The 18985-nt window shown below is 44.3% G+C and carries 24 protein-coding genes, 1 tRNA gene and 5 pseudogenes; 23 read left to right on the plus strand and 7 right to left on the minus strand.

The window, feature by feature from the left end; genetic code table 11:
• Positions 1 to 8: 8 nt before the first annotated feature.
• From ACOBWA_RS03265 to ACOBWA_RS03295, 7 genes are all read right to left on the minus strand, one after another.
• Positions 9 to 176 carry a phage integrase central domain-containing protein gene (locus ACOBWA_RS03265; RefSeq protein WP_420230710.1) on the minus strand — a complete coding sequence of 56 codons (168 nt, stop codon included), beginning with the start codon at positions 174 to 176 and terminating at the stop codon, positions 9 to 11.
• On the minus strand, positions 173 to 493 hold the full coding sequence (locus tag ACOBWA_RS03270; RefSeq protein ID WP_420230212.1) for an Arm DNA-binding domain-containing protein: 321 nt from the start codon (positions 491 to 493) through the stop codon (positions 173 to 175). Before ACOBWA_RS03270 ends, ACOBWA_RS03265 begins: the two co-directional genes overlap by 4 nt.
• 169 nt (positions 494 to 662) lie before the next feature.
• A tRNA-Pro gene (locus ACOBWA_RS03275) sits at positions 663 to 739 on the minus strand.
• A gap of 179 nt (positions 740 to 918) precedes the next feature.
• Complete coding sequence (gene gatB, locus ACOBWA_RS03280; protein ID WP_420230213.1) at positions 919 to 2379, minus strand: Asp-tRNA(Asn)/Glu-tRNA(Gln) amidotransferase subunit GatB; 1461 nt, start codon at positions 2377 to 2379, stop codon at positions 919 to 921.
• Positions 2379 to 3875 carry an Asp-tRNA(Asn)/Glu-tRNA(Gln) amidotransferase subunit GatA gene (gene gatA / locus ACOBWA_RS03285; RefSeq protein ID WP_420230214.1) on the minus strand — a complete coding sequence of 499 codons (1497 nt, stop codon included), beginning with the start codon at positions 3873 to 3875 and terminating at the stop codon, positions 2379 to 2381. The genes gatB and gatA overlap by 1 nt, the downstream gene beginning before the upstream one ends.
• 81 nt (positions 3876 to 3956) lie before the next feature.
• Positions 3957 to 4271, minus strand: coding sequence for an Asp-tRNA(Asn)/Glu-tRNA(Gln) amidotransferase subunit GatC (gatC, locus tag ACOBWA_RS03290; protein WP_057758683.1), 315 nt, complete (start codon positions 4269 to 4271; stop codon positions 3957 to 3959).
• Between the two features lie 532 nt (positions 4272 to 4803).
• A complete protein-coding gene (locus tag ACOBWA_RS03295) occupies positions 4804 to 4926 on the minus strand; it encodes a hypothetical protein (protein WP_420230215.1) in 123 nt (40 codons plus the stop codon).
• Positions 4927 to 4960: 34 nt separating this feature from the next.
• Here ACOBWA_RS03295 and ACOBWA_RS03300 point away from each other — a divergent pair.
• The 23 genes and pseudogenes from ACOBWA_RS03300 (at position 4961) to rplR (ending at position 18983) form a co-directional block, all read left to right on the plus strand.
• Positions 4961 to 5988 (plus strand): annotated as a pseudogene (locus ACOBWA_RS03300) (rod shape-determining protein).
• A 313-nt stretch (positions 5989 to 6301) separates the two neighbouring features.
• Positions 6302 to 7162: a rod shape-determining protein MreC gene (mreC, locus tag ACOBWA_RS03305; RefSeq protein ID WP_420230216.1), complete on the plus strand. Its 861-nt coding sequence runs from the start codon at positions 6302 to 6304 to the stop codon at positions 7160 to 7162.
• 141 nt (positions 7163 to 7303) lie between these two features.
• Positions 7304 to 7789, plus strand: a complete 486-nt coding sequence (gene mreD, locus ACOBWA_RS03310) for a rod shape-determining protein MreD (RefSeq protein ID WP_057758689.1) — start codon at positions 7304 to 7306, stop codon at positions 7787 to 7789.
• Between the two features lie 105 nt (positions 7790 to 7894).
• Positions 7895 to 8578: a Maf family protein gene (locus ACOBWA_RS03315; RefSeq protein WP_180952609.1), complete on the plus strand. Its 684-nt coding sequence runs from the start codon at positions 7895 to 7897 to the stop codon at positions 8576 to 8578.
• Between the two features lie 120 nt (positions 8579 to 8698).
• Positions 8699 to 10299: pseudogene (locus ACOBWA_RS03320) on the plus strand (Rne/Rng family ribonuclease).
• A gap of 409 nt (positions 10300 to 10708) precedes the next feature.
• Positions 10709 to 11020, plus strand: a complete 312-nt coding sequence (gene rpsJ / locus ACOBWA_RS03325) for a 30S ribosomal protein S10 (protein ID WP_010196670.1) — start codon at positions 10709 to 10711, stop codon at positions 11018 to 11020.
• A 49-nt stretch (positions 11021 to 11069) separates the two neighbouring features.
• Positions 11070 to 11708: a 50S ribosomal protein L3 gene (gene rplC, locus ACOBWA_RS03330; protein ID WP_057758696.1), complete on the plus strand. Its 639-nt coding sequence runs from the start codon at positions 11070 to 11072 to the stop codon at positions 11706 to 11708.
• Positions 11709 to 11722: 14 nt separating this feature from the next.
• Positions 11723 to 12324 (plus strand): annotated as a pseudogene (gene rplD, locus ACOBWA_RS03335) (50S ribosomal protein L4).
• Positions 12321 to 12671, plus strand: coding sequence for a 50S ribosomal protein L23 (gene rplW / locus ACOBWA_RS03340; RefSeq protein WP_057758700.1), 351 nt, complete (start codon positions 12321 to 12323; stop codon positions 12669 to 12671). Before rplD ends, rplW begins: the two are co-directional and overlap by 4 nt.
• A gap of 11 nt (positions 12672 to 12682) precedes the next feature.
• Complete coding sequence (gene rplB, locus ACOBWA_RS03345; protein WP_057758702.1) at positions 12683 to 13510, plus strand: 50S ribosomal protein L2; 828 nt, start codon at positions 12683 to 12685, stop codon at positions 13508 to 13510.
• A 12-nt stretch (positions 13511 to 13522) separates the two neighbouring features.
• Positions 13523 to 13797: pseudogene (gene rpsS, locus ACOBWA_RS03350) on the plus strand (30S ribosomal protein S19).
• A gap of 10 nt (positions 13798 to 13807) precedes the next feature.
• Complete coding sequence (rplV, locus tag ACOBWA_RS03355; RefSeq protein WP_021813373.1) at positions 13808 to 14137, plus strand: 50S ribosomal protein L22; 330 nt, start codon at positions 13808 to 13810, stop codon at positions 14135 to 14137.
• A 3-nt stretch (positions 14138 to 14140) separates the two neighbouring features.
• Positions 14141 to 14863 carry a 30S ribosomal protein S3 gene (rpsC, locus tag ACOBWA_RS03360; protein ID WP_057758704.1) on the plus strand — a complete coding sequence of 241 codons (723 nt, stop codon included), beginning with the start codon at positions 14141 to 14143 and terminating at the stop codon, positions 14861 to 14863.
• A gap of 3 nt (positions 14864 to 14866) precedes the next feature.
• Positions 14867 to 15280 (plus strand): 50S ribosomal protein L16, encoded by a 414-nt coding sequence (gene rplP, locus ACOBWA_RS03365; protein ID WP_010196693.1) that lies wholly within the window; start codon positions 14867 to 14869, stop codon positions 15278 to 15280.
• The gene (rpmC, locus tag ACOBWA_RS03370) at positions 15280 to 15477 is read left to right on the plus strand and encodes a 50S ribosomal protein L29 (protein ID WP_102094164.1); all 198 of its coding nucleotides are present in this window, start codon (positions 15280 to 15282) and stop codon (positions 15475 to 15477) included. Before rplP ends, rpmC begins: the two co-directional genes overlap by 1 nt.
• A complete protein-coding gene (rpsQ, locus tag ACOBWA_RS03375; RefSeq protein ID WP_102094163.1) occupies positions 15474 to 15749 on the plus strand; it encodes a 30S ribosomal protein S17 in 276 nt (91 codons plus the stop codon). Before rpmC ends, rpsQ begins: the two co-directional genes overlap by 4 nt.
• Positions 15750 to 15932: 183 nt before the next feature.
• Positions 15933 to 16300: pseudogene (gene rplN / locus ACOBWA_RS03380) on the plus strand (50S ribosomal protein L14).
• 8 nt (positions 16301 to 16308) lie between these two features.
• Positions 16309 to 16626 carry a 50S ribosomal protein L24 gene (gene rplX, locus ACOBWA_RS03385; RefSeq protein WP_101204866.1) on the plus strand — a complete coding sequence of 106 codons (318 nt, stop codon included), beginning with the start codon at positions 16309 to 16311 and terminating at the stop codon, positions 16624 to 16626.
• Between the two features lie 21 nt (positions 16627 to 16647).
• A complete protein-coding gene (rplE, locus tag ACOBWA_RS03390) occupies positions 16648 to 17184 on the plus strand; it encodes a 50S ribosomal protein L5 (protein ID WP_101204865.1) in 537 nt (178 codons plus the stop codon).
• Between the two features lie 12 nt (positions 17185 to 17196).
• Positions 17197 to 17502 (plus strand): 30S ribosomal protein S14, encoded by a 306-nt coding sequence (gene rpsN, locus ACOBWA_RS03395; protein WP_010196705.1) that lies wholly within the window; start codon positions 17197 to 17199, stop codon positions 17500 to 17502.
• A gap of 11 nt (positions 17503 to 17513) precedes the next feature.
• Positions 17514 to 17912 (plus strand): 30S ribosomal protein S8, encoded by a 399-nt coding sequence (gene rpsH, locus ACOBWA_RS03400; RefSeq protein WP_101204864.1) that lies wholly within the window; start codon positions 17514 to 17516, stop codon positions 17910 to 17912.
• A 175-nt stretch (positions 17913 to 18087) separates the two neighbouring features.
• Complete coding sequence (gene rplF, locus ACOBWA_RS03405) at positions 18088 to 18621, plus strand: 50S ribosomal protein L6 (protein WP_057758710.1); 534 nt, start codon at positions 18088 to 18090, stop codon at positions 18619 to 18621.
• Positions 18622 to 18632: 11 nt separating this feature from the next.
• A complete protein-coding gene (gene rplR, locus ACOBWA_RS03410) occupies positions 18633 to 18983 on the plus strand; it encodes a 50S ribosomal protein L18 (protein ID WP_057758713.1) in 351 nt (116 codons plus the stop codon).
• Positions 18984 to 18985: the final 2 nt, after the last annotated feature.

Raw genomic sequence — 18985 nt, forward strand, 5'->3', positions numbered from 1 at the left:
TAGCGCCCCTAGCTTCGATAGCTTTTACCAATAGCCAAAACATCAGGCGCAGTTATCTCATTTATATTCATATGACCAATGACGGGCTTAATGTCGCGCTGATATTGTGAGTAGTCACGGCTATGGGTAGTAGGTGCTATATGTGCTTTACGGTCATTATGCCAACACTGAGCTATCGTATCGAAAGCCTTTGATCCGTCATTTTCTGCTCGTGTTTTTTCTTATCGTCTTTTGGGTTAATGCCATCAACTATTAATCTTTTGATCTCAAGATTGCGCTGGCGTGCACTTTGTAGGCTCATTACTGGATAAGTACCGATAGTAAGGGTTTGCTGTTTGCCTTGCCAGCGGTAGGCGCTGATCCATGACTTAACGCCTGTATAACGCACCCATAATTGTAACCCTTGACCATCACTATGTTTATCAGGTCGTTTTGAGTCTATCGCTTTTTGGGTAGGCTTAAGATTTTTTATCTGTGTATTATTTAGACTCATGTTGGTATTATCGTTGGTATCGTATGACACCAACGATAATACCAACATTTTAGACGGATTACCACGTTCTATAACGGATAACAAATGCCTTTAAAAAAGGCTGATTCAGCTAAATGGCTTGCAAATAAAAGGGCAGACGGTCAATGACGGTCTGCCCTAATATTGTGTTTGGTCGGAACGGCAGGATTTGAACCTGCGACCACTACACCCCCAGTGTAGTGCGCTACCAGACTGCGCTACGCCCCGAGTGACTGACTATTTTACGCAAAATTATGTATATTGCAAGGGCTATTTATAGCAGCCAAACTCTACAATATTATTCTGCATAGCATAGTCAGTATAATCGCTTAGCAGCCAATATTAACCCAATAATTCTTTTAGAATTTGGTTCACTTGCTGTGGGTTAGCACTACCGCGACTGGCTTTCATGACCTGACCGACCAGACCGTTAAAGGCTTTTTCTTTACCGCCGCGATATTCTTCGACCATCGATTCATTTTTTGCGATGACTTCTTCGACCATCGCTTTGATAGCGCCAGTATCGGTTTCTTGCTTGAGGCCTTTGTCTTTGATGATTTTATCTGCTGCATCATCGCCATCGCCGCCTTCGCGCTCATATAGGGCACTAAAGACTTTTTGGCCAATTTGCCAGATAGCGTGTCATCTTTGATACGCTTGAGCATGCCAGCCAATTGTTTGGCGCTGATAGGAGAGTCGATGATATCTGTGTCATCTTTGTTTAGCGCGCCGAGCAAGTCACCCATGACCCAGTTACCAGCCATTTTAGCATCTTGTTGACCGATTTCAGCCACTACATCTTCGAAGTAATCAGCAATTTGACGACTACCAGTCAAGATACGAGCGTCGTATTCTGACAGACCAAGCGCTTCTTCAAAGCGTGCACGACGAGCGACTGGTAGCTCTGGCATCGCTGCTTTGATCGCATCAACCGTATGCTGCTCGATACGGACAGGCAGCAGGTCAGGATCAGGGAAGTAGCGATAGTCGTTGGCGTCTTCTTTGGTACGCATGGTACGCGTTTCATCACGCTCTGGATCATATAGCATCGTTGCTTGTACGACTTTGCCACCGTCCTCTAAGATATCGATTTGACGTTCGATTTCACGATTGATAGCACGTTCGATAAAGCGGAACGAGTTTAGGTTCTTTAGCTCAGTACGCGTACCGAGATCAGCGCCTGGTTTGCGCACAGAGACGTTACAGTCACAGCGGAATGAGCCTTCAGCCATTACTGCGTCTGAGATACCTAGCCAAGTGACTAGCTGGTGGATGGCTTTGATGTAGGCAAGAGCTTCGTGGGCTGAGCGCATATCCGGCTCAGAGACGATTTCGATTAGTGGCGTACCTGCACGGTTAAGATCTACACCCGTCATACCATCGACAGCATCGTGGACAGATTTACCTGCATCTTCTTCTAGGTGCGCGCGGGTGATGCCCATACGTTTAGGGTATTCGTTCTTTTCGCCTTCGTTGACCACGACATCGATATAGCCAACGCCTACGATAGGATTGGCCATCTGGGTGATTTGATAGCCTTTAGGCAAATCAGGGTAAAAGTAGTTTTTACGATCAAACGTATTAAACAGACCCAGCTCAGCATTGACACCGATACCGAATTTTAGCGCGCGATCGACCACACCAGCATTTAGTACGGGTAATACGCCAGGCAAACCTAGATCGACGATACTTGCTTGGCTGTTTGGCTCATGACCAAAGTCAGTCGGCGCACTTGAGAAAATCTTACTTTCCGTATTTAGCTGGCAGTGAATCTCGATACCGATGACCACTTCATAGCCATCGACAAATAGCTCTTTACGCACGGCGTGCTCGCGAACGGCATTATTATCAGTAGTAGCTGTACTCATTATACCGTCTCCTTTGCGATGGTAGAGTGTTGTAGGTGATGGTCGGTATGCTGCTGGAACAGGTGCGCAGTCGTGAGCAATTGACTCTCTTGCCAGTGTTTACCAATTAATTGCAGACCAATAGGTAGGCCTTCAGTCGTCAAACCTACTGGCTGACTGAGCGCAGGTAGACCCGCTAGGTTGACCGCGATGGTATAAACGTCGCCTAAATACATCGTCGCAGGATCAAGGTTATCAGTAAGCTTGTAAGCCGCGGTCGGTGCGGTTGGGCTAGCAATCACATCACAGCTAGCAAAGGCTTCATCGAAGTCTTTGACGATTAGGCGGCGGATTTTTTGTGCTTTAGTATAGTAAGCATCGAAGTAACCAGCAGATAACGCATAAGTCCCTGTCAAGATACGGCGCTGTACTTCAGGGCCAAAGCCTTCAGAACGTGAGCGTGTATATAGATCAATCAGGTCGGTTGGGTTTTCACAGCGATAGCCAAAGCGTACGCCATCGAAACGTGATAGGTTCGATGACGCTTCAGCAGGTGCTAGCATGTAGTAAGTGGCAAGCGTGATCTCAGGATCAGTGATGTTCACTTCTACAATCGTTGCGCCCAGCTCTTCGTATTTCTTGAGCGCGGCACGTGCTGCTTGCTCGACTTCGCTATCAAGCCCTGCACCGAAGTATTCTTTGGCAACACCGATACGCAAGCCCGCAAATGGCTTATCACCAGCAGCAGCTTGGGCATCATTGATGTCTTGTACGTAGTCAGGCATCTCGTATTTGATAGAAGTTGCATCGCGTGGATCGTGACCAATCATTGGTTGGAGCAGATAGGCGCAATCTTTAGCGCTGCGTCCCATGCTACCAGCTTGATCCAAACTTGAAGCGTAGGCAATCATACCAAAACGTGACACACGGCCATAAGTAGGTTTGATACCTGTTAGGCCACAGAATGAGGCAGGCTGACGAATAGAGCCACCCGTATCACTACCGGTAGCAACAGGGACAAAACCAGCGGCAACGGCGGCAGCACTACCACCTGACGAGCCACCAGGGACGCGCTCTAGGTTCCAAGGGTTCTGTACCGTACCGTAGTAAGAGCTACTGTTGTCTGAGCCCATCGCAAACTCATCCATATTGAGTTTACCTAAGCTAATCATGCCAGCTTTGTCGATGTTAGAAACGATAGTCGCGTCATATGGTGAGACAAAGTTATGTAGCATCTTTGAGCCACAAGTGGTCAGTACGCCTTGGGTACAAAAGATGTCTTTGTGCGCCATCGGTACACCGAGTAGTGGACGCTGATCGCCTTGTGCGCGCATCTCGTCTGCCGCTTTAGCTTGTGCGCGTGCTGTCTCAGAGGTATGAGTGATAAAGCTGTTGATCTTGCTGTCTAGCGCATCGATACGCTTGATGTAGTGTTCGGTTAATTCCGCGCTGCTAAATTGTTTGTTTTGCAAGCCAGTAATGAGCTGCTCGGTACTTAATAAATGAAGTTCAGACATAAGGTGTCGTCCGTCAAAATGTTAATAGCATAAAATAAAATGAGATAATGGCAAATGCGTGATTGTATTATTCAGCCACTATTATTCAATCACCTGAGGCACTAGATATAAGCCTTCTTCTACGGCAGGCGCGACTGACTGATTGCGCTCACGATTGATGTCGTGTTTTGCCACATCAGCACGCAGTTCTTGGCAAGCCTCGTGGATGTTGGCTAATGGCTTGATGTCTGTCGTATCAACGTTAGATAGCGTATTCATCAGTTTTAATACTTTACTGATATCATCAGCATAGCTATCGGCTGTACTTTCATCGACACCTAAGCGGGCAAGGTTGGCAACTTCTAAGATTTCTTCACGGCTGACGTTGCTGTCAGACGTTGCTGGCTGCTGAGACATAGTTTCTCCAGTTAAGGACAGTTTTTGTTAGAGTAGTTGATTACGAAAAGGAAAATACGTAAGCGTTAAAATAGAAACAATTAAAATAGAAACAAATAGTAAGTGGGCTTATTATAAAGCATCTGACTCAAGTTTACAGAGTATGACGCTTGATTGATGCACAATCTCAACCAAGAGGCTGAATTGATAAAGACGTAATATTAAATAAGATATGGTGCTAGCCGAGCCATAATGCCAATTAAGACACAATGATTTACAGAGAATTGCAAAACTGACCCCCTAATTCATCATTGTTCCTCAATTGCTCTCCAATTAGCTTCTAAAATACGTTACAGTATGCATCTGCTATTAAGCAAAACATTCATCTGCCTGTAGAGCCTTGTTAGTTATCAGATTAAATGATGTTTCATTGAGTTGAATGATAGTCACTACTATTTCAAACTTTGTAACAACTTTTGGCGTCTAAGACAAAAATCCTTACTTACTGATGCAAATATCTATGTTTTTTTGAGCTAAATCGGTATAATTTAGCTCAGTTTTTCATTTCATCATTATTGTTTGGATTTTGACTTGTTGGGATGATTAACTGTTGCCACAAGTAATGTTTAACGACGACCTGCTCAACACTGACGAGTAACACCTCAGTCAATCTCATTCGCCTCATTCGTAAGACGCTGGATATATTAGTCATGAACCTGTTTGGATTTTTATCAAATAATATCGCTATCGACCTCGGTACTGCGAACACCCTAATTTTTATTCCTAATAAAGGCGTCGTGCTTGACGAGCCTACGGTGGTCGCGTTACGAAGCAATCGTACTCAGAACCCGACCGTCGCCGCTGCTGGTATCGATGCCAAGCAGATGCTAGGTCGTACGCCTGCGAACATCACAGCGATTCGCCCGTTGAAAGACGGTGTGATTGCTGATTTTGAAGTGACGCAAAAATGCTTAAGCACTTTATCGCTAAAGTAAAAGCCAAGCGTTTTATGGCACAGCCTAACGTCGTGGTTTGTGTACCATGCAAGTCTACTTTAGTTGAGCGTAAGGCGATTCGTGAGGCAGTATCATCAGCAGGCGCGAGCAAAGTACTATTGCTAGAAGAGCCGATGGCTGCGGCTATCGGTGCTGGTATGCCAGTTCATGAAGCCAGTGGTTCTATGGTTGTGGATATCGGTGGTGGTACAACTGAGATTGCTGTTATCGCGCTGTCTGGCTGCGTATATGCTGAGTCGATTCGTATCGGTGGCGATATGTTTGATGAAGCGATCATCACTCATGTACGCCGTACGCATGGCTGTGTCATCGGTGAGACGACCGCTGAGCGCATCAAAAAAGAAGTCGGTTCTGCATTGAATGAAGACAGCCAACTAGAAGTAGAAGTTCGTGGTCGTAGCATGGCAGAAGGTGTACCAAAGACCTTTACTGTTAATTCAGAAGAAGTGCAAAAAGCATTGACTGATCCATTGAGCGGTATTGTTAGCGCTGTAAAAGTAGCACTTGAGCAGACTCCGCCAGAGTTGTCATCAGATATCGCTGAGCGTGGTATTGTATTGACAGGTGGCGGCGCGCTATTACGTGACTTAGACAAACTTATCTCGCAAGAGACCGGTTTGCCAGTGACGGTAGCAGAAGACCCACTAACCTGCGTTAGTCGTGGCGGTGGTATCGCGCTTGATTTCATCAATAACAAAAGTTTAAACATGATTTTTGTTTAAGTCATCTTTATCCTTAATTGCCTTGTAGCCTTGGCAATATATGATGATGTATGTGAATGATGAAACTATAAATATAGTCGGTTCAATATAATTTGGATATAAGGAAGCCGAGCGAAAGTACTATAAGTAGTAGGCTGAGCGAGACTGACACCGTATCCAATTTATAGAAAATTGACTATATATAAAATTAAAGGTAGCCGATTGTGCTACCTTTAATTGCATTCATTCGTGCTAGAACCCAATATCCTCGATAAACACTCATGCTGTAAATAAGTGCTATTGTTCATTTTAGAATCCTTAAATCAGACGACTTATGACTCCAAGTATTTTTGCGCGCCAGCCGTTATCACTTCGTAAGACTGTTATTGTATTGATAGCAGCCTTAATTTTGATGTGGTTTGATAGCAAAAACTCTGATTGGTTTAAGCCTGTACGTAGCACCAGTCATGCCGCCATGCAGCCAATCTATGAGCTGTCTTTATTACCAAGCTATGCCAAGCATTGGGCTAGTGGTAGTTTGCAATCAAAAGAAGCACTGCGTCGCGAAAACATGCAGCTAAAGTCGCAATTGATACACGCGCATGCCAAACTACAACAGCAAGATTATATCTTGGCACAGAATGCACGTCTGCAAGGTATCTTATCTACCACCAAGCCCGAGCAGTTCGATCTTAATTTGGCGCAAGTCATCGGTACAGATACCAATTTGCTCAGACAAATTGTCGTGCTTAATAAAGGTGAGCAAGATGGCGTTCAAGTTGGGCAAACGGTCATCGATGAAGACGGTGTATTAGGACAGATTATCAATGTCTATCCGAATACTAGCCGTCTGTTGTTGATTACAGATGAGCAGCAGTCAGTTGCGGTCACTGTTAAACGTACCGGTCAGCGTGCTATCGTCACAGGCCAAGGTATCCCATCCTCATTAAGTCTCAATTACGTCTTCAAAACATCAGATGTGCGAGTAGGTGATGAGCTAGTGTCGTCAGGACTCGGCGGTCGTATTCCGGCAGGTTATCGAGTAGGGCGTATCGCGCATGTCAAAGACGAGCAAACCGATAACTTTAGAACGATCGAAGTTACTCCAGCAGCTAACTTTATCGATAATGCCTATGTCTTAATACTTCAAGACAAGCTGCTAAACGAGAACAATGCTGCTGCTATGGCTCCGTAGATAACGACGTAAGCCATGGTATTGACGGCTAATGAGCTGGTTTATTAACGTTTTAAAGCTTTCCATTTAGGGTATTCACCTTGCCAATATCCAATCAACAATATCACAGCAACCATCAAACACTCGCTAAGGTAAGTACCCATGTCGTATCCTGATTCTGAGAATGCCACGGTACTATTGATAGTTGTGATTGTTCTGAGTTTCATCGCTGCATCATCACTCAATGTCTATCCATTAAGCCCAAGTATGGCCACACTGCGTCCCATGGTCATGATCATGGTGTTGATCTATTGGTTACTGTTTCAGCCGCGCTATGTGGGTATTTTTACCGCATTTACGGTTGGACTGATTGCTGATTTATTGATGGATACCCATTTAGGACAGCAAGCGTTCGCCGCTGTTGTGGTTGCACTGGTTATCAAAATTACCAGTATCTACGTCAGACAGTTGAATACCGTTAGTGCGTGGTTAATTGCTAGTCTAGGGCTGATTGTCTTTCAGTTAAATCTATGGATACTACAGATGTTTATTCAAAACGTCTTTGTCGCCCAGTCTGCTTTGTCATTATTTATGAGTATCATTAGCTGGCCACTCGTACTGTTTGCTTTGCGCAAGTTTTCGCGTTAATGAGTCACTAGCTATAGCTATTACTCTGATTGATAGATTAGTTTGCTCGGCCCACAATGCTGTATGACTACATACATCATAAATTTATAAATGAAGAGAATATCGATGGATATCGTTTTGGCATCTGGCTCTCCGCGTCGTCGTGAGCTACTAGAAAGAGCGCAATTAGATTTTACTATCTTAAGTATAGATATCGACGAGACGCCGTTAGATAATGAGTCGCCAACAGACTATATCGAACGCATGGTCGCAACCAAAGCCGATGCCGCGATACAACAATTAAGCGACACCTCTCAAGCAAATCACGATAGCCTTACATCACCGTTTATTATTTTGACTTCTGATACCATCGGTGTACTGTCGGATGGTAAGACAGTATTGGTCAAACCCGTCGATCGCGAGCACGCATATAGTATGTGGCAGCGTATGTCTGATAACGTCCACGAAGTATGGACTGCCGTTCAAGCGACTCAAGTACAGCTATTGCCCAAAGTAGAACGAAGCCCCTCGGAACCTACACAGTGCTTGCAAATTATCAACCAACAGCGAATTACTGAGCGTACGGAAGTGACTTTTATACCTCTGACGACACAGATGATGAGCGACTATTGGGACAGTGGCGAACCCGCTGATAAAGCTGGTGGATATGGCATTCAAGGACTGGGTGCTGCGTGGGTCAGTCGTATCAACGGTAGCTACACCAATGTTGTTGGTCTGCCACTGGCGCAAACACTGGCACTAATCAAAGAAATGACAGAAGGCAGTATGGACACAGTCAACCCGTTATAATGGGATATGCACATAATGACACGGTAGGGTAATGGGCAAGAGCAAGTCGCATTTGTTACACTGTCAATCTAATAGGCGATGACCGTCTAATAAGAAAGCTGAGAGATAAGAGAAAAAACTATGTCCGAAGAGCTGCTGATTAATATTAGTCCAATGGAATCCCGTGTTGCGGTTTTAGACAATGGTATTTTGGGCGAGATTTATATTGAACGACATCACAAACTGGGATTGGTCGGCAATATCTATCTAGGGACGGTCGTACGTGTCCTTCCTGGTATGCAGGCAGCCTTCGTGGATATTGGTCAATCACGAACCGCATTTCTACATGTCAATGATATGCAGCGCGAACCACGTCCTGTTGCAGAAAAAACAAAGCGGCTAAGGCCACTAAGCACGAGATAAATGAGGACGATGCAACTACCAATGCTTCTGCTGATAGTTTGGCTGTGACACCGCCTATTGTCAGTGCGCAAAGCACAGAGATCGTACCAGCGTCTAAAACATTGATTCAGCATCGTCTGCATGAAAGTCAACGTATTCTAGTACAGGTAACCAAAGACCAGTTGGGGAGCAAAGGTGCTCGTCTAACGACCAACATCTCACTACCATCACGTTATTTAGTATATTTACCATCGAGTGATCATATTGGCATATCGCAGCGTATCGATGGTGAAGAAGAGCGTAGCCGATTAAAGACCGAACTTAGCAGCCTAATGCAAACGGTCAATTTAAAAGGTGGACTGATTGCCCGTACTGCAGCCGAACGTGTCCCTGTCGATAAGCTAGAAGAGGATATCTATTATCTATTGCAGCTGTGGCGTACTATCTGTGCTCGTCGTCAAGAGATTAATCATCATCAGAGCTCAGAGCTGATCTATCAAGAACTGTCATTACCATTACGTTCTATCCGTGATTTGGTTCACGCTGATACCGAAAAAGTCATTATTGATAATACGCAGATTTATGAGCAAGTCAGATACTTTGCCAAAGAGTTTGTTCCCTTCGTCTATGATCGTATCGTGCATTACACCGCTGAGCAGTCGTTGTTTGATGTACACCGTGTCGAAGACGACTTACGTGATGCATTAAAGCGCCGTGTCGATCTAAAGTCTGGCGGCTATCTGATCATCGATCAGACCGAAGCTATGACGACGATTGATGTTAATACAGGTTCTTTTGTAGGCGGTCGCTCATTAGAGGATACAGTCTATAAGACTAATCTAGAAGCCACACATGCTATCGCTCGTCAGCTACGACTACGTAATTTAGGCGGCATTATAATTCTAGATTTTATTGATATGCTTGAGCAACAGCATAAAGATGACGTGCTTGAGAGCTTACAGGCGCAGCTTACTCAAGATTATGCAAAAACTAAGATTACGCAGGTCAGTGAGCTTGGACTGGTAGAGATGACACGCAAGCGCACGCGTGAATCATTGGGTCAGCAACTTTGTGAACCATGCTCAACCTGTCAAGGTCGCGGGTTCGTAAAAACGGCAGAGACCGTTTGTTTTGAGATTTTCCGCGAGATTATGCGCTGCGCCCGCACTTATAACTCTCCTAAGAAGTTTACCGTAGTGGCTCATGCGGCAGTTATTGATTTATTGCTGACATCAGAGTCAGACACAGTGGCAGATTTAGAGTACTTATTGGGTAGAGTGATTACTTTTGATGTAGAGAATTTATATACTCAAGAGCAGTATGATATTGTTTTAGATTAATATCATTTAAAACAAATAATAGTTCTAGATGAAAATATTTATTTAACTAAAGGCTAGTCTAAGAAAGAGCATCTCTAATCACAATAGAGATTGCTCTTGCAATACCTAAAATACTATGTATAATATACACCACTGAATTATATATGCGCAGCTGAATAAAAAAGCTGGCGCTATGACAGCTAGAGCATCGTTTCTAGCACTATTTCATTATGCCTTTGCTACTTTCCAATTAATAGGAGGGTTGGCGGGGCTTTAAACTATTTTGCTTTTGGCACGCTATAAGTTCGGATAAAGAACTCATTCTGGTTAAGAACAGAAGGCCGCTTTAAGTGAATATTTAACCAAACTGCTTTTGATCATGGTCTTGCGACGCAAGAATGACAAAGGCACATATTAGGAGCTTGCTGGCATGGCTAACCAGAGAATCCGTATCCGTCTTAAGTCTTTTGATCATCGTCTGATTGATCAATCTGCACAAGAGATTGTTGATACTGCAAAGCGCACCGGTGCGCAAGTTTGTGGTCCTGTACCGTTGCCGACTCGCATTGAGCGCTTCAACGTTCTAACCTCACCACACGTTAACAAAGATGCTCGTGACCAGTACGAAATCCGTACTCATAAGCGTATGGTTGATATCGTTCAGCCAACTGACAAAACTGTGGATGCGCTAATGAAATTAGATTTAGCGGCGGGTGTTGACGTTCAAATTGCTTTGGGTTAATGCACATTAAACACCCAACCCATTAATATAAGATATAAAGAGGTCTAAAATGGCGATCGGTTTAGTCGGTAAAAAGTGCGGCATGACCCGTGTCTTCACTGAAACAGGCGCATCTATCCCTGTAACAGTTGTTGAGGTCGATGCAAACCGCATTACTCAAGTAAAAAATACTGATGTAGATGGTTATCAAGCAATCCAAATTACCACAGGTACTCGTCGTGACAGCCGCGTAACAGCTGCACAAAAGGGTCACTTCGCTAAAGCTGGTGTTAAAGCTGGCCGTGGTGTTTGGGAATTCCGTGCCAACGAAAGCGATCTTGAAGGTCGTGAGATTGGCGGCGAGATTCTAGCTGACTTGTTCGAACAAGGTCAGATGGTTGATGTGACAGGACAGAGCAAAGGTAAAGGTTTCCAAGGCCCTGTTAAGCGTCACAACTTTAGTATGCAAGATGCTACTCATGGTAACTCAGTGTCTCATCGTGCGCATGGTTCAACTGGTCAAAACCAGTCACCAGGTAAAGTATTCAAAGGCAAGAAGATGGCGGGTCAGATGGGTAACAAACGTGTTACCGTTCAGGGCCTAGAAGTGATTTCGGTTGATGCCGAAAAAGGGTTACTTGTCATCAAGGGTGCTATCCCAGGTGCCACCGGTGGCGATGTTATCGTACGTCCGTCAGTCAAAGCCTAAGCAAGGGGATTAACGTGGATTTAAAAACAGTTACAGGTGCGGCGGTTGAGCTTTCTGATACGGCATTTGGTCGTGAATTCAACGAAGCACTAGTGCATCAAGTCGTCACCGCTTATTTAGCTGGTGCTCGCCAAGGTACACGCGCACAAAAACACGTGCCGAAGTTTCTGGCGGTGGTATTAAGCCATGGCGCCAAAAAGGTACTGGTCGCGCTCGTGCGGGTTCTATTCGTAGCCCAATCTGGCGTTCAGGTGGTCGTGCATTCGCTGCAAAACCACAAGATTGGTCACAGAAAGTAAACCGTAAAATGTATCGCGGTGCGATGCAGTGCATCCTAGCAGAATTGATTCGTCAAGAGCGTCTGATTTTGGTAGAAGAGTTGAGCGTTTCTGGGCCGAAAACCAAAGAACTGATTGCTAAGTTAAATGATTTAAATGCACCTCGTGCACTAATCGTTACTAAAGAAGTTGATGAAAACTTATACTTAGCTGCTCGCAACATTCCACATGTCAATGTACTTGGTACAAATGAAGTGGACCCAGTGAGCTTGATCGCATTTGATAAAGTGATCATGTCAGTTGAAGCTGCGAAACAATTTGAGGAAGCACTAGCATGAATAACGCAAGACTTTATCAGGTCTTAAGAGGGCCTGTATTCTCAGAAAAATCTCAAATGCTTGGCGACTCACTTGGTGTGCAGGTATTTAAAATTGATTCTAATGCTACTAAGCTTGAAGTCAAGAAAGCAGTTGAGTTGATGTTTGAAGGTGTTGAAGTTACTAAAGTAAACACTTTGAATGTTAAAGGTAAGACAAAGCGTTTTGGTAAAAGCATCGGCCGTCGTAACGACTACAAAAAAGCCTATGTTACCTTAAAAGCTGGTCAAGATGTACAAATGGCTGATGCTGGTGAAGAAGTAGCGAATACTACTGATTCTACTAGTGAAACAGCGAATAACGAATAAGGATTACACTCATGCCTATCGTAAGAGCAAAGCCAACATCACCAGGCCGTCGTTTTGTTGAAAAAGTAGTGCATCCACACCTGTACAAAGGTCGTCCGTTTGCAGCACTTCTAGAATCAAAAAGCAAGTCAGGTGGTCGTAACAATAATGGCCGCATTACTACTCGTCACATTGGCGGTGGTCATAAGCAACATTATCGCATTATCGATTTCAAACGTACTAAAGACAATATCCCAGCAACGGTAGAGCGTATCGAATACGATCCTAACCGTACCGCTCATATTGCTCTACTTAAGTATGCTGATGGCGAACGTCGTTACATTATCGCTGCTAAGAAACAAGTAGTTGGTGATACAGTAATGTCAGGCGAGACTTCTCCAATTCGTCCAGGTAACTGCTTACCGCTAAAAAATATCCCATTGGGTACTGTGATTCACAATATCGAGCTTAAAATCGGTAAAGGTGCACAGATGGCTCGTTCTGCGGGTGCTAGCGTTCAGTTACTAGGTCGTGACGGTGTTTATGCTATTCTACGTATGCGTTCTGGCGAAACTCGCCGTGTACACGTAAATTGCCGCGCTGTTATTGGTGAAGTTTCTAACACTGAAAACAACTTGAAATCACTTGGTAAAGCCGGTGCTTCACGTTGGCGTGGTGTTCGTCCTTCTGTTCGTGGTGTCGCTATGAACCCGGTTGATCACCCACACGGTGGTGGTGAAGGTCGTAACAAAGGTCGCCATCCAACCAGCCCTTGGGGTCAGAAGTCTAAAGGACTTAAAACGCGTCACAATAAGCGTACTGACAACATGATCATCCGCCGTCGCGCCAAGAAGAAATAAAGGAAGAATTTCATGCCTCGTTCATTGAAAAAGGTCCATTCATAGACGCGCACTTGTTTGCTAAAGTTGAGAATGCATTAGACACCAACTCACGCAAGCCAATTAAGACTTGGTCGCGCCGCTCGATGATTCTGCCACAAATGGTTGGCCTAACTTTATCTGTTCACAACGGCCGTACTCATGTACCGGTTATCGTGAGCGAGCAGATGGTTGGTCATAAACTAGGTGAATTTGCCCCGACTCGTACGTATCGTGGTCACGGCATTGACAAAAAAGCTAAGAGATAAGGTGCTTACCATGGAAGTAACTGCAAAATTACGCGGTGCCGCCATATCGGCACAAAAAGTTAGACTCGTTGCTGATGAAGTTCGTGGCAAATCTATTGAGCGTGCTTTGGATATCCTAACGTATAGCAATAAAAAAGGCGCTGTGTTTGTTAAGAAATGCCTTAACTCAGCCATCGCCAATGCCGAACATAATCACGGCTTAGATATTGACGACCTAAAAGTCGCTACTATCTATGTTGATGAAGGCATTACGCTAAAACGTATCCTACCACGTGCCAAAGGCCGTGCTGATCGTATCAGCAAGCGTACTTGTCACATCACTATAAAGGTAGGAGAATAAGTTATGGGTCAAAAAGTACATCCAATCGGAATTCGTCTTGGTGTTGTAAAAAAGCATAACGCAAACTGGTATGCTAACCCTAAACAATACTCAGAATACCTAATCAACGACATTCAAGTTCGTGAATATCTACGCAAAAAGCTAGATAACGCTATGATCAGCAACATCATGATCGAGCGTCCTACTGGCGCCGCTAAGATTACCATCGCCACTGCGCGTCCTGGTATTGTTATCGGTAAGAAAGGCGAAGATATCGAGAGACTTCAAAAAGAATTGACCAAAATTATGGGCGTACCTGCTCAGGTCAACATTGAAGAAATCACGTCACCTGACCTTGATGCACGTTTGGTAGCAGACGGCATCGGTAGCCAGCTTGAGCGTCGTGTTATGTTCCGTCGTGCGATGAAACGCGCGGTACAGAACAGTATGCGTTCTGGTGCTAAAGGTATCAAGGTTGAGCTGTCTGGCCGTCTAGGCGGTGCTGAGATTGCTCGTAGTGAATGGTACCGTGAAGGTCGTGTGCCATTGCATACACTCCGTGCTGATATTGACTACTCGTCAATTCGTGCAGAGACAACTTACGGCACCATCGGTGTTAAAGTTTGGATTTTCCGTGGCGAAATCCTTGACGGTATGAACAGTGTATATAATCCCGTCAAAGAAGAGCAGACTCGTGCGCCAAAACGCCGTGGTCGTGGAAACCGTCGAAACTCAGACAGAGGTTAAACTATGTTACAGCCAAAACGTACCAAGTTTCGTAAAATGCACAAAGGTCGTAACACTGGGCTAGCTCATCGTGGAAGCACCGTTGCATTCGGACAAATTGGTCTAAAATCATTGACGCGTGGTCGTATGACAGCTCGTCAAATCGAAGCAGCACGTCGTACCATCACTCGTAAAATTAAGCGTGGCGGTAAGATTTGGATTCGTGTATTCCCTGACAAACCGATTACTAATAAACCATTAGAAGTACGTATGGGTAAAGGTAAAGGTCCAGTAGAATATTGGGTATGCGAAATCAAACCTGGTAAAGTGCTATATGAAATTGAAGGGGTACCAGAAGAGCTTGCACGTGAAGCTTTCACGCTTGCTGCAGCAAAACTGCCCTTTAAAACTACCATTGTTAAGCGGACGATAATGTAATGAAGATCAGTGAATTACGTGATAAATCATTAGAAGAACTGACCCAGTTACTTGATGAAAAGCAACTTGATGCTTTCCGTATTCGTATGGCTAAAGCAACTGGTCAGTTGGGTAATACCCATGAAGTACGTGACAATCGTCGCACGATTGCTCAGCTTCAGACTTTGATTAACGAGAAACAACGAGGCGACTCATGAGCGATAACAATCAAACAACTACCAATGCTAGCGTATTGACAGGTCGAGTTGTTAGCGACAAGATGGATAAGTCCATCACAGTTTTGATTGAGCGTCTGGTTCGTCATCCTTTGTATGGCAAGCAGCTTCGTCGTTCTACGAAAATCAAAGCTCATGATGAGAATAACGTTTGCCAACAAGGCGACCTTGTCCGCATCAAAGAAACGCGTCCAATCTCAAAAACTAAGTCTTGGACTTTAGTTGATGTGGTTGAAAAAGTAGAAAAAATCTAAGTAAATTGCATTAAAAGCCAGAAGCTGTTAAAATAGCCGCCTTTTTAAGGATGCTGATTGCGCCGAGCGTATATCACTCACATTAAGAGTAAGTCGCGGTTATTTATATTAAAATGCCGTCCTACTCATTCTGTGCTAGCGGCAGCAACTGGTTTTTATTGCTCATACGTGTGGAGTAACGCTATGATTCAGGTTGAGTCAATGCTGGAAGTTGCAGACAATAGCGGTGCAAGGCGAGTTCAGTGCATTAAAGTACTGGGTGGTTCTCATCGTCGTTATGCATCAGTTGGCGACATTATTAAAGTAACGGTTAAAGAAGCCATTCCGCGTGGTCGTGTTAAAAAAGGCGACGTGATGAATGCAGTAGTTGTACGTACCAAAAAGGCGTTCGTCGTCCAGATGGTTCTGTGTTACGTTTTGATGACAATGCTGCGGTATTGTTGAACCAAAACAAAGCGCCGATTGCAACTCGTATTTTTGGACCGGTAACTCGTGAACTACGTGGTGATCAGTTTATGAAAATTGTATCACTAGCACCAGAAGTATTGTGAGGTAATCCATGTCAAAATTACGTAAAGGCGATACAGTTATCGTGATTGCTGGGAAAGACAAAGGCAAGCAAGGTACTGTACAAGCTGTAAAAAACGATCGTATTAAAGTTGAAGGCATTAATATTGTTACTAAACATCAGAAGCCAAATCAGGCAACTGGCGTTGAAGGTGGCATTCTTAAGCAAGAAGCTTTTCTGCATATCTCAAATGTCGCAATCTTAAATGCGCAAACCCAAAAAGCAGACCGTATTACTTATCAGTTTGGCGAAGACGGCAAGAAACAACGCGTCTATCGTTCAAGCGGTGAAGTAGTGGCGACTGCGTAAGACACTAAGGGTGTAATGGTAATGGCAAGATTAAAATCTTTATATAACGATGAACTAAAGCAGCAAATCAAAGAAGAGCTTGGTTTGGCAAATGTGATGCAAGTGCCTAAAATCACTAAAATCACACTTAACATGGGTGTAGGCGGCGCGTCTCAAGACAAGAAATTGTTGGAAGGTGCTGTAGCTGATATGACCGCGATTGCTGGTCAAAAACCTGTTGTCACCAAAGCGCGTAAATCAGTTGCTGGCTTTAAGATTCGTGAAGAATGGCCAATTGGCTGTAAAGTAACGCTACGCGGTGAGCAAATGTACGAATTTTTAGATCGTCTCGTTGCCATTGCAATTCCTCGTATTCGTGATTTCCGCGGTTTTTCACCTAAAGCCTTTGACGGACGTGGTAACTACTCATTGGGTATCAAAGAACAAATCGTATTCCCAGAAGTAGATTTTGACAAGATTGATCGTATCCGCGGTATGGATGTGACAATCACCACGTCAGCTCAATCTGATGAAGAAGGTCGTGCGTTGCTTAAAGCATTCGGCTTCCCATTTAAATAAGGTAAAGACGTTATGGCAAAGAAGAGCATGATTAACCGCGAATTAAAGCGCGAAAAAATGGTTGCTAAATATGCTGAAAAGCGTATCAAGCTAAAAGAAACTATCAGTGATATGACTGCAAGTGACGAAACTCGTATGGAAGCGATGTTAGAGCTACAAGCTCTTCCACGTAACTCATCACCAGTACGTCTGCGTAATCGTTGTGCTATCACCGGTCGTCCTCACGGTTACTTCCGCAAGTTTGGCTTGTCACGCAATATGCTGCGTGAGCGTGTCATGCAAGGCGATGTGCCTGGTGTTCGTAAAGCAAGCTGGTAAGGAGTAACTATATGAGTATGCAAGATACCGTTGGGGATATGCTAACCCGTATTCGTAACGCACAAATGGCTAACAAAGTATCGGTAGCAATGCCGAGCTCTAAACTACGTAAATCAATTGCTGATTTGCTAGTTAGCGAAGGTTATGTGGCTAGCGCTGTTGTTGCTGAAGAAGAAAACAACAAAGCAACCCTTACTATTGAATTGAAATATTTCGAAGGCCGTGCTGTCATCGAAACTATCCAACGTTATAGCCGTCCTGGTTTACGCCAGTTCCGCGGTAAAGACGCTATCCCTACTGTTAAGCAAGGTATGGGTGTTGCTATCGTATCTACTAGCCAAGGTATCATGAGCGATCGTGCTGCACGCGCTGCTGGTATCGGTGGTGAAATCGTCGCATTTGTAGCGTAAGCTATACGACGATGAAGTCTATTTGATGGTTGTTAGGCTTCTATCGGTTGAGTAATATTAAATTATTTTGAATTGATAGATGTCTAACACAGTCAACTATGCTAAACTAACACGCTTTTTAGCCTGTTAGTTTTTTCGCTAATATAAAGAAGTTAAATTTTTAAGGAATATTCCTATGTCTCGTGTGGCTAAAGCCCCAGTGACGCTGCCAAACGGCGTAAGCGTTACTTTGAACGATCGGCAGGTCGAAGTTAAAGGCAAGAACGGTTCTATGTCTTTACGCCTGCATGAATTGGTCGAGCTGAAACAGGAAGATGATGCTATCATTTTCTCACCTACAGTCGATTCAAAAGAAGCTATGATGCACACTGGCACCATGCGCGCTCTTGTTAACAACTATGTTACTGGCGTAAACGAAGGCTTCGAAAGACGTCTTCAATTAATTGGTGTTGGTTATCGCGCGCAAGTTACTGGTAACAAGGTAACCTTGAACGTTGGTTATTCTCATCCAGTAGAATATACGTTACCTGAAGGTGTATCAGCTGAAACGCCAACGCAAACTGAAATTGTTTTGAAATCAAACAATAAACAGCAGCTTGGTCAAGCAGCCGCCAACATCCGTGGTTTCCGCCCACCTGAGCCTTATAAAGGTAAAGGTATTCGTTATAGTGACGAGCATGTGATTCGCAAAGAAGCTAAGAAAAAATAAGGTGAGTTGAAATGTTTGATAAAAAAGCAGCTCGTCTGCGTCGAGCTAAGAAAACACGCGCGCATATCCGTTTCTTAGGCGTTCATCGCTTAACGGTTAACCGCACGTCAAAACATATTTATGCCCAGATTATCTCTCCAAATGGTGGTGAAGTGATTGCTCAGGCATCTACCTTAGACAGCAGCTTGCGTTCAGGCGCGACTGGTAATGCTGATTCAGCAACGTCTGTAGGCCAAATGATCGCAGAACGCGCAAAAGCAGCTGGCATTACTAAAGTTGCCTTTGACCGTAGTGGTTTCAAATATCATGGTCGAGTTAAAGCTTTAGCAGAAGCTGCTCGCGAAAACGGATTGGAGTTTTAATC

Source organism: Psychrobacter sp. ER1 (assembly GCF_048631835.1).
GTDB lineage: Bacteria > Pseudomonadota > Gammaproteobacteria > Pseudomonadales > Moraxellaceae > Psychrobacter.